This window comes from Ideonella azotifigens (assembly GCF_006519715.1).
Taxonomy (GTDB): Bacteria; Pseudomonadota; Gammaproteobacteria; order Burkholderiales; family Burkholderiaceae_C; genus Ideonella; species Ideonella azotifigens.
On record NZ_VIDT01000177.1, the window covers coordinates 1 to 8,880 of the forward strand.

The following is an 8,880-nucleotide window of genomic DNA, read 5'->3' on the forward strand; positions in this document are numbered from 1 at the left end:
GAGTTCCTGCCGCTGCGCACCCGGCTGTTCATCGACGCGCTGGTGGCCGAGTTCGCCGAGGCTGCGGCCGGCCTGGCTGGCCAGGCGCCGGCCAGGCGAAAGCCGCCGTCAAGGTGAGGCGCGGGGTTCAGGTCGCTGCGCCAAACAGCTGCTGCCGCCCCGCCTGCGTGATGGCCGAGACGGCAGGGTGCGTGATGCGCCGCTCGACCGAGATGGCGTAGAACTCTTCCACCAACTCGTCGCTGCGGCCCAGCACCTTCACACCGTACTGTTCGCAGGTCTCCTGCTCCAGCACCGTGGGCGAGGTGAACACGCCGCGACCCTCGCGGCCGAAGGCCTTCATCAGCGCCGCGTCGTCGAACTCGCCGATGGTGCGCGGGTGCAGCTGGCGCTCGGCGAACCATTGCGTGAGCCGCTGGCGCATCGCCGAGCCGGCCCCGGGCAGCAGCATCGGTGCGCCGTCCAGCTGTTGCGGGAAGCGCCCCTTGAGCGTCTTCTTCAGGTCAGCGGTGCAGAAGAAGCTGGTCGCGGTCGTGCCCAGCGGGTGGTTGAAGGCCTTCACGCTGAGCTGCTTGTTCATCGCCTCGTCGGCCATCACCAGGTCCAGCCGCTGCACCGCCAGCTGGGCCAGCAGGTCCTGGAACTTGCCTTCGTGGCAGATCAGCCGCACCTGCTGCGGCACGGCGTCCAGCGCGGGTGCCAGCAGCCGGTAGGCAATGGACTTGGGAACAGAGTCGGCAATGCCCACGCGGCAGTCCAGCGCCTGCCCGCCCGCGCGCGCCTGGCCGATGGCGGTTTCCATCTCGGCGCTGAGGCTGAAGATCTGCTCTGCGTAGCCCAGCATCACGCGGCCTTCTTCCGTCAGTTCCAGCTTGCGCCCGTGCTTGCGGAACAGCGGGTAGCCCAGCCGCGCCTCCAGCAGCTTGATCTGGCCCGAGAGCGTTTGCGGCGTGATGTGCAGCTGCTCTCCGGCCCGCATCACGCCACCGGCCTTGGCTGTGGCCCAGAAGTAGTGAAGGTGCTTGAAGTTCATCGGTGCTCCAGGGCGAGCTGTGGGATTTCTCGAAGCATTGGATCAAGAAATACGAATTTACGCGAAGTGTCTTCGCGCGTAAGGTGTGGGCAACGCTCAAACGATGCGTTGTTGCTCCAGAAAGGACTCTCATGAGCCAACATCTCCAAACCCTCTCGCCGGCCTTTGGTGCCGGCGCTTCCGGCTCGGTGGCCCAGCGCAACCGGGTGTTGCGCAACACTTACTGGCTGCTGGCGCTGTCCATGGTGCCGACGGTGGCTGGCGCCTGGCTGGGCGTGGCCACCGGCCTCGCCAGCGCGATGAGCCCCATCGTCAGCATGGTCGTGTTCCTGGCCGGCGCGTTCGGCTTCATGTTCGCGATCGAGAAGACCAAGAACTCGGCCGCAGGCGTGCCGGTGCTGCTGGGCTTCACCTTCTTCATGGGCTTGATGCTGTCGCGCATGATTGGCGCGGTGCTGGGCCTGGCCAACGGCGCCGGCCTGATCATGACCGCCTTCACCGGCACCGGCCTGATCTTCCTGGGCATGGCGACCATGTCCACCGTGATCAAGCGCGACCTGTCCAGCATGGGCAAGTGGCTGTTCATTGGCATGATCATGCTGCTGGTCGCCGGCATCGCGAACGTGTTCATCCAGTCCAGCGCGCTGATGATCACGCTGTCGGTGGTCGCCATCGGCATCTTCTCGGCCTTCATCCTGCATGACTTGAAGCGTGTGCAGGACGGCTACGAGACCAACTACATCAGCGCCACGCTGGGCGTGTACCTGAGCCTGTACAACGTCTTCCAGTCGCTGCTGGCCCTGCTGGGCATCTTCGGCGGCCGGGACGAGTGACTGGCCTAACTGGTGCGGCCAGAAAGCCGTGGCCACGTGCGCAATGAAGTGCGCAATGAAGTGTGTGCGAAGCGGTAATTAGCGTTTCGCATCAACATGATGGGTGAGTCACAATGTTCGCAAATGAGCTTGTACGACTCACCCCAGCAATTTGAGCCCTTGTTGCCTTCGGAGCGCCAGCAAGAGCCTTTGCTGGCGCGCGCGCATGACTTGGCGCGCGCCGCAGTTTCGCTGAGCAGCCAGCCGATCACGCCGGCATTGCGCCAGTTGCTGCGCGGCATGAATTCGTACTACACGAATCGCATCGAGGGGCAGCACACGAGACCGCGCGAGATCGAGCAGGCCCTGCGTCGCGATTTTTCCTCCGACCGGGATCTCGCCGCCCGGCAGCGCTTGGCGGTGGCGCACATTGAGGCCGAGGCTGCAATCGAGCAGAGATTTGCCGGCGATGCTGGTGCGGAGCAGCTCTACAGCGCAGCGGCCGTGGCCGACCTGCACCGCGAATTGTTCGCCCGTTTGCCCGCCGACGATTTGCGCACGGCCGAGGGTGTGACCCTGGTGCCCGGGCAGTGGCGGGGCAGGGACGTGCAGGTGGGCGCGCATGTTGCGCCAGTGCACAGCAGCCTGCCTGCATTCCTGCAACGCTGGGCATCGTTCTATGGTGGGGTGCGTCGGGGCGAGGCGTCCTTGCTGGCACTGGCGGCTGCCCACCAGCGCTTGGGATGGATTCATCCTTTCGTGGATGGCAATGGCCGCGTGATGCGGTTGCACACCCACGCCATGCTGCATGCGTTGGGCTATACCGGCGGCTTGTGGTCTCCGCTGCGCGGCTTTGCCCGCAGCACCGACCGCTACTACGCATTGCTTGCGGATGCCGATTCGGCGCGCCGAGGCGATCTGGACGGGCGTGGCAACCTGAGCGAACAGGCCTTGGTGGCCTGGATCGAATATGTGCTCGAGGTCTGCCAGGATCAGGTGAACTTCATGGCCCGCCTGCTGGACTTGTCGAGCATGGAGCGCCGGTTGGCAGCCTGCCTGACCCACGAGGAACAAATCCTGAAGTCGGGCGTGCGGCGCGAAGTGCTGCGGCCCTTGCACTACCTCTTTCTCACAGGCGGCGAACTTGAGCGCGGCGAGTTCAAGACCATGACCGGCCTGGGCGACCGCACCGCGGTGTCGGCCTTGTCGGCGCTGCTCAGGCGCGGACTGCTGTCCTCTGACAGCCCGCAGGGCAAGGTGCGCTTCGCGATGCCCTTGCACGCCTTGCGCTTCTATTTCCCTGCCCTCTGGCCGGAGGCGGAAGCGGACGCCGACGAGTTCGCCTGATGGCTTGACCCAGGCGGCTGCTGCGCCCCAGGGCGTTCAGCCGGCAAAGCGGTTGGGCTGCAGCCCGGTCACGTTCGTCTCGACCGTGAACAGCGCGCCAGCCAGCGGTTGTGCCGCCAGCTGGGCTTCGCTGAGACCGAAACGGGCGCTGGTGATGTGCAGCGTCGTCAGGTCCGGGCCGCCGAAAGCGACATTGGTGATGTGGTCGGTGGGCAAAGGCACGCGCAGCAGTTCGGCGGCCGTCACCGGGTCGTGGCAGGTCACGCAGGCGGCGCCCCAGTGGCAGATCCACAGGCGGCCTGCCGCGTCGCTGGTCATGCCGTCGGGGTGGCCGTCGTGTTCGGCGAATTTCAGCCAGACGCGGCCGGCGCCGACTTCGCCGGTGACCGGGTCGAACGCGTAGGCCATGACCTTGCGGTGCACCGTGTCGTTGAAGAACATGGTGCGCTGGTCGCGCGACCAGGTCGGGCCGTTGGTCACCGGGAAGTTGGCCTGCAGCGCCAGCGTGGCCTGGCCGGCGGCGTCGAAGCGGTACAGCGAGCCGGTGGGCGCTTCGCAGGCGAAGTCCATCGTGCCGCCCCAGAAGCGGCCTTGCGCGTCGCACTTGCCGTCGTTGAAGCGGTTGCCGGGCAGTTCGGGTTCGGGCGCGTCCAGCATCTGCAGCGCGCGGCCCTTGGGGTTGAACAGCGCCAGGCCGCGGCGCAGCGTGATGGCCAGGCCGGGCTGCGTGGCCCGCTCGGCCACCGCGCTGATGGTGTCGTCCATGTCCCAGCTCTGCTTGCCGCCAGTGGCCGGCTCCCAGCGGTGCAGCTGCTGGCCCAGGATGTCGACCCAGTACAGCGCCTGCTCGGAGGGCGACCAGCAGGTGCCTTCCCCAAGCGTGGCACCAGCGGCCCAGACGCAGCGGGGTTCGGACAGGAGGCGAGGGGCTTCAGCTTGGCTCATGGTCGGTCTCGGCGGAAATGGCTGGAAGGTGTCGACGGACCGGACGGGCTCGAGCGGGTCGTCGGAACGGGCTCAATCTAGGCGCAAAGCGGAACCGTGGTTCGTGCCACGGCGAGCATTTGCAACGACGAGTGGGCTCGTTCTGGCGGCACGAGCGGGCTTGGCCGGTTCGTACGCACCTTCCTAGTGTGAATCACGCGGGATCGGCGCGCCACTGCCGCCAACCAGGAAGTCCAGGTCGGCGCCCAGGTGGGCCTGCTGCACGTGTTCCACGTAAAGCTTGTACCAGCCGCGTTCAGGCGACGGTGGCTTCTGCCATTCGGCCAGGCGGGCGGCCAGCTCTTCGTCGCTGATGTCCAGGTGCAGGCGGCGGGCCGGCACGTCGAGGTCGATCATGTCGCCATCGCGCACGACGGCCAGCGGGCCGCCGGCCGCGGCTTCGGGCGAGGTGTGCAGCACCACGGTGCCGTAGGCGGTGCCGCTCATGCGCGCATCCGAGATCCGGACCATGTCGGTGATGCCCTTCTTCAGCACCTTGGGCGGCAGCGGCATGTTGCCGACCTCGGCCATGCCGGGGTAGCCGCGCGGGCCGCAGTTCTTCAGCACCATCACGCAGTGTTCGTCGATGTCCAGCGCGTCATCGTCGATGCGCGCGTGGAAGTCCTCGATGTTCTCGAAGACCACCGCGCGGCCGCGGTGCTGGAGCAGGTGCGGCGAGGAGGCCGAAGGCTTGATGACGGCTCCATTGGGCGCCAGGTTGCCCTTGAGCACCGCGATGCCGGCGGCCGGTTTGAAGGGCTCGACCATGGTCTTGATGACCTCGGGGTTCCAGCACTGGGCCTCGGCGATGTTCTCGCCAATGGTCTTGCCGTTGGCGGTGGGCTGGTCCAGGTGCAGCAGCGAGCTGATTTCCTTCATCACCACCGGCAGGCCGCCAGCGTAGCAGAAGTCTTCCATCAGGTAGTGGCCGGACGGCTGCAGGTTGACCAGGCAGGGGATCTCCGCGCCCAGGCGGTCCCAGTCTTCCAGCTTCAGCTCCACGCCCATGCGGCCGGCAATGGCCAGCAGGTGGATCACCGCGTTGGTCGAGCCGCCAATGGCCGCATTGGTGCGGATCGCGTTCTCGAAGGCCTCCCGGGTCAGGATCTGCGACATGCGGATGTCCTGCTTGACCATCTCGACAATGCGCCTGCCGGTCAGCTGCGCCAGCCGGTTGCGCCGCGTGTCGGCCGCGGGAATGGCGGCGTTCTCGGGCAGGGACATGCCCAGTGCCTCGACCATGGAGGCCATCGTCGAGGCCGTGCCCATGGTCATGCAGCTGCCCTTGGAGCGGTGCATGCAGCTCTCGGACGCGGTGAATTCTTCCTGCGACAGCTCGCCCGCGCGCACCATCTCGCTCATGCGCCAGACGCCGGTGCCCGAGCCCAGGTCCTGGCCGCGGAACTTGCCGTTCAGCATCGGGCCGCCGGACAGGCCAATGGTCGGCAGGTCGCAGCTGGCCGCGCCCATCATCAGCGACGGTGTCGTCTTGTCGCAGCCCATCAGCAGCACCACGCCGTCGATCGGGTTGCCGCGGATCGACTCTTCCACGTCCATGCTGGCCAGGTTGCGGAACAGCATCGCGGTGGGGCGCAGCTGGGTCTCGCCCAGGGACATCACCGGGAACTCCAGCGGGAAGCCGCCGGCCTCGTACACGCCGCGCTTGACGAACTCCGCGAGCTCGCGGAAGTGCCCGTTGCAGGGCGTGAGTTCGCTCCAGGTGTTGCAGATGCCGATGATGGGCCGGCCGTCGAACAGGTCGTCCGGGTAGCCCTGGTTCTTCATCCAGCTGCGATGCACATAACCGTCCCGGTCCTGCCGGCCAAACCAACCCTGGCTACGGCGGACGGGCTTCTTTTTGCTGTCCATTGATCTTGTCTCCTGAGCTTGACGCGGCGCATCCTATCCCCGCAAACTGATATAGGAAAAATAAAGAATGAAGCCTCATTCATATCCGTTTTGACATAGCTTTGGGCGCTCAGTGCATGAGCCCCGCCGCCTGGCCCTTCCGAACAAGCCACCGCCACCCGCTACGCCAGCCTGCCGTGTGACGCGTGGATGTCGGCCGAGGACGAGGCCATGCTGGCCCAGAATCAGTGCATGCCCGACGGGCTGCAGCCGGAAGATGTCGCGACGATGGTGCTGTTCCGGGCGTCGGACGACGGCAAGATGTGCACCGCGCAGGAGTAGGAGTTCGTCGCGGACGGCGGATTGACAACGCAGGCCCCGCGCTGGGTGCGCTGTCAGATCAGCGCCGCGCTCTCGCGAAGCCGCTCGGCAGTTTTGCCCAGACCGGCGCGGGCGAAGGCGGTGGCAAATTCCTCGGGCGTCAGGGGTGGATTGGCGAGCCGTGTGCGCTGGATTTTGAAAGCCGCCAGCGCTTGCGCTGCATGGGTCGCCAGCAGTTGAACGAGGAAGTCGTCGGGATGGACTGCGCGAATCCCGTGCACGTTCAAAAGCTGCTGCGGGAAATCTTTCAGATTTGCCGTGACGATGCAACTGGCAGCGGCAGCAATGGCTGCAGCGAGCACGTGGCGGTCGCCGGGATCGGGCAGACGGAGCCCGTCAAGGTGCGGAGTCCATTGCGCTGCGGGCACTTCCCAATCGGGTACTGCTCTGCGGGCGGCGTCGCGGCGCCGATCATAGAAGCCCGCGGGTTTTCCATTGTCTCGTGCCAGATTGCGGGTCCACTCCGCATCGATCTGAGCAGTCCACTTCGGCACGAGCAAGCCTGCAGTGGCCAGGGTCAGCAGCGCATCCGAGATCACGATGGGGTACATGACGCAAGCGTCGAGTATCACCGGTGCCAGCCGCGTGGGCGCGATCACCATCAGTACTCAAGTCCCAGTTCGCGCGAACTTGCTGCCAGGTCGTCGAGTGCCTTGTCGCGGTCCGTCCGCATCTTGGCGGCGTACTTCATCAGTTCGGAGAACTCAATGCGGCGGTGCGTGCCAACCTTCCGGCAAGGCAGGCGGCCGGCCTCGATTTCCTTCACGATGAAGGGCCGGGAGACATTCAGATAGTTGGCAGCGTCTTGGGTGGACAGCTCTTGAGGTGCCTGAATCACGGCCACTTCCAGCCCCTGGCTCATCGCGCGCAGCACGTCCTCGATCGCTGCCAGTGCCTCGGGCGGCAGCTGAATGCTCGGAGACAGGCCAGCTTCGGACGCCATCACGATGTACACCGGTTGGTCGCGGTGCTCTGCGGCCGCGAGGGCACGGTAGGCCAAACCCGCAGCCTCTGCAGCTGTGCCGGGCGAAGAGCGAACCTTGTCTGTGGAATCTGCGGTGTTCATGTTGATGGCTCCGGTGGCTTGCAACAGCCGCAGTTTATCTAAACGAATTTAACGAAACCAACGAATCTAACGAAACGCGCAAGGGCATGGCGGAAGCCGGTGTTTCGCTTACTCAAGCCCGGTCAGGTCGAACTGGGTGCCGTAGATCGCCAGCGCGGTGCTCTTCAGCGCGCGCAGCATCACCTTGGCTGCCGGCGACAGCAGCCGGTCGGTGCGGGTGATCAGGCCAAACGCGTCCATCTTGCAGGGCAGCTGGATGGGCAGCACCGCGCACAGGCCGTGTTCGGCGTAGTAGCGCGCCACGTCGGTCGCCACCACGGCCAGCAGGTCGCTCTGCTGCATCATCTTGGTCATGAACAGCAGCGCGCTGGTCTCCACCAGGTTGACCGGCGCGTCCAGCCCTTCTTCCTGGAACATCAGCTCGAAGCGGTGGCGCAGCACGCTGCCGGCGGCCGGCACGATCCAGCCTGCGCCCACCAGGTCGCGCAGTGTCAGCCGCTGTACGTTGAGCAGCGGATGGCCGGGCCGGCCCACGGCCGAGACCGGTTCCTCGACCAGCGCCTCGTAGCGCAGGTCCGACTTGTCGTGCCGCTCGAACAAGCGGCCGATCACCATCTCCAGCTTGCCTTGCTGCAAACGCTCCATCAGCACGTCGCTGGTTTCAATCTGCAAGGAGATGCGCAGGCTGGGGTGCTCTTCCTTGACCAGCGCCACGGCCGGCGGCAGCAGGCTCATGCCGGGCGAGGTGATGGCGCCCACGCTGACCTGGCCATAGCGGCCGGCCTTCAGCGCCTCGATCTCGTCGTGTGCCTGCGACAGATTGGCCAGCGCCATGCGCGCGTGGCGAATCATGGTTTCCCCGTACCAGGTCGGCCGCATGCCGCGCGGCAACCTGTCGAACAGCTGTACTTCCAGCATGTCCTCCAGTTCCTTGAGCAGCTTGGACGCGGCCGGCTGCGTCATGTTCAGCACCTGTGCTGCACGGTTGATGTTGCCTTCTTCCTCCATTGCCACCAGCAGCAGCAGCTGGCGCGTCTTCAGGCGCGCGCGGATGAACCAGTGGGTGTAGTTGGTCGACGAGGACATATGCCAGATCGTATATGGATGCTGCTTGTAAATCTATTAGAAAGATATCGCTCAGCTTCGTACCATGCGCGCCAAACAAGACCACTGCGACCAGGGCGATTTGCCCGGCCGCCAGATGCAGGAGACCTCGTCGATGTGCCGATTCCCGGACCTCGTTGCCACGCCCGGCAGCGCCCGCCGCTTCTTCCAAGCGAGCTGAGCGCGCCGCTGCCATGCAAGCAACGCTGAAGCTGTTCATCAATGGCCGCTGGGAGACCGGCGTGACCTTGGGCATCAGCGAAAACCCGATGTCGCAAGGCGACGTGGTCGCCGAGTTCGCGCGC

Annotated in this window: 9 protein-coding genes and 1 pseudogene; 4 read left to right on the top strand and 6 right to left on the bottom strand. The window is 65.7% G+C overall.

Translation table 11 applies throughout. The annotated features are described in order from the left end of the window. Window positions 1-127: 127 nt before the first annotated feature. A complete protein-coding gene (gene nhaR / locus FKP22_RS12865) occupies window positions 128-1,033 on the bottom strand; it encodes a transcriptional activator NhaR (RefSeq protein ID WP_141287888.1) in 906 nt (301 codons plus the stop codon). A 131-nt stretch (window positions 1,034-1,164) separates the two neighbouring features. On the opposite strand from nhaR, the gene FKP22_RS12870 reads away from it, so the two are divergent. Beyond that, complete coding sequence (locus FKP22_RS12870) at window positions 1,165-1,866, top strand: Bax inhibitor-1/YccA family protein (RefSeq protein WP_141287889.1); 702 nt, start codon at window positions 1,165-1,167, stop codon at window positions 1,864-1,866. 123 nt (window positions 1,867-1,989) lie between these two features. After that, a complete protein-coding gene (locus FKP22_RS12875) occupies window positions 1,990-3,192 on the top strand; it encodes a Fic family protein (RefSeq protein WP_233446839.1) in 1,203 nt (400 codons plus the stop codon). Window positions 3,193-3,228: 36 nt separating this feature from the next. On the opposite strand, the gene FKP22_RS12880 is transcribed toward FKP22_RS12875, so the two are convergent. After that, complete coding sequence (locus tag FKP22_RS12880; protein ID WP_141287891.1) at window positions 3,229-4,137, bottom strand: SMP-30/gluconolactonase/LRE family protein; 909 nt, start codon at window positions 4,135-4,137, stop codon at window positions 3,229-3,231. A 183-nt stretch (window positions 4,138-4,320) separates the two neighbouring features. Further along, window positions 4,321-6,045, bottom strand: coding sequence for an IlvD/Edd family dehydratase (locus FKP22_RS12885; protein WP_141287892.1), 1,725 nt, complete (start codon window positions 6,043-6,045; stop codon window positions 4,321-4,323). A gap of 213 nt (window positions 6,046-6,258) precedes the next feature. Between FKP22_RS12885 and FKP22_RS12890 the strand changes: the two are divergent. Next, a pseudogene (locus FKP22_RS12890) lies at window positions 6,259-6,366 on the top strand (3-oxoacyl-ACP reductase); the annotation flags it as partial. 53 nt (window positions 6,367-6,419) lie between these two features. Here FKP22_RS12890 and FKP22_RS12895 read toward each other — a convergent pair. From FKP22_RS12895 to FKP22_RS12905, 3 genes are all read right to left on the bottom strand, one after another. After that, window positions 6,420-7,007 carry a VapC50 family PIN domain-containing toxin gene (locus FKP22_RS12895; protein ID WP_141287893.1) on the bottom strand — a complete coding sequence of 196 codons (588 nt, stop codon included), beginning with the start codon at window positions 7,005-7,007 and terminating at the stop codon, window positions 6,420-6,422. Continuing rightward, window positions 7,007-7,495, bottom strand: coding sequence for a helix-turn-helix domain-containing protein (locus FKP22_RS12900; protein ID WP_233446840.1), 489 nt, complete (start codon window positions 7,493-7,495; stop codon window positions 7,007-7,009). Before FKP22_RS12900 ends, FKP22_RS12895 begins: the two co-directional genes overlap by 1 nt. Window positions 7,496-7,579: 84 nt before the next feature. After that, window positions 7,580-8,557 carry a LysR family transcriptional regulator gene (locus FKP22_RS12905; RefSeq protein ID WP_141287895.1) on the bottom strand — a complete coding sequence of 326 codons (978 nt, stop codon included), beginning with the start codon at window positions 8,555-8,557 and terminating at the stop codon, window positions 7,580-7,582. A gap of 64 nt (window positions 8,558-8,621) precedes the next feature. Between FKP22_RS12905 and FKP22_RS34255 the strand changes: the two genes are divergently transcribed. Next, window positions 8,622-8,756 carry a hypothetical protein gene (locus FKP22_RS34255; RefSeq protein ID WP_259372444.1) on the top strand — a complete coding sequence of 45 codons (135 nt, stop codon included), beginning with the start codon at window positions 8,622-8,624 and terminating at the stop codon, window positions 8,754-8,756. The last annotated feature ends 124 nt before the right edge of the window (window positions 8,757-8,880 follow it).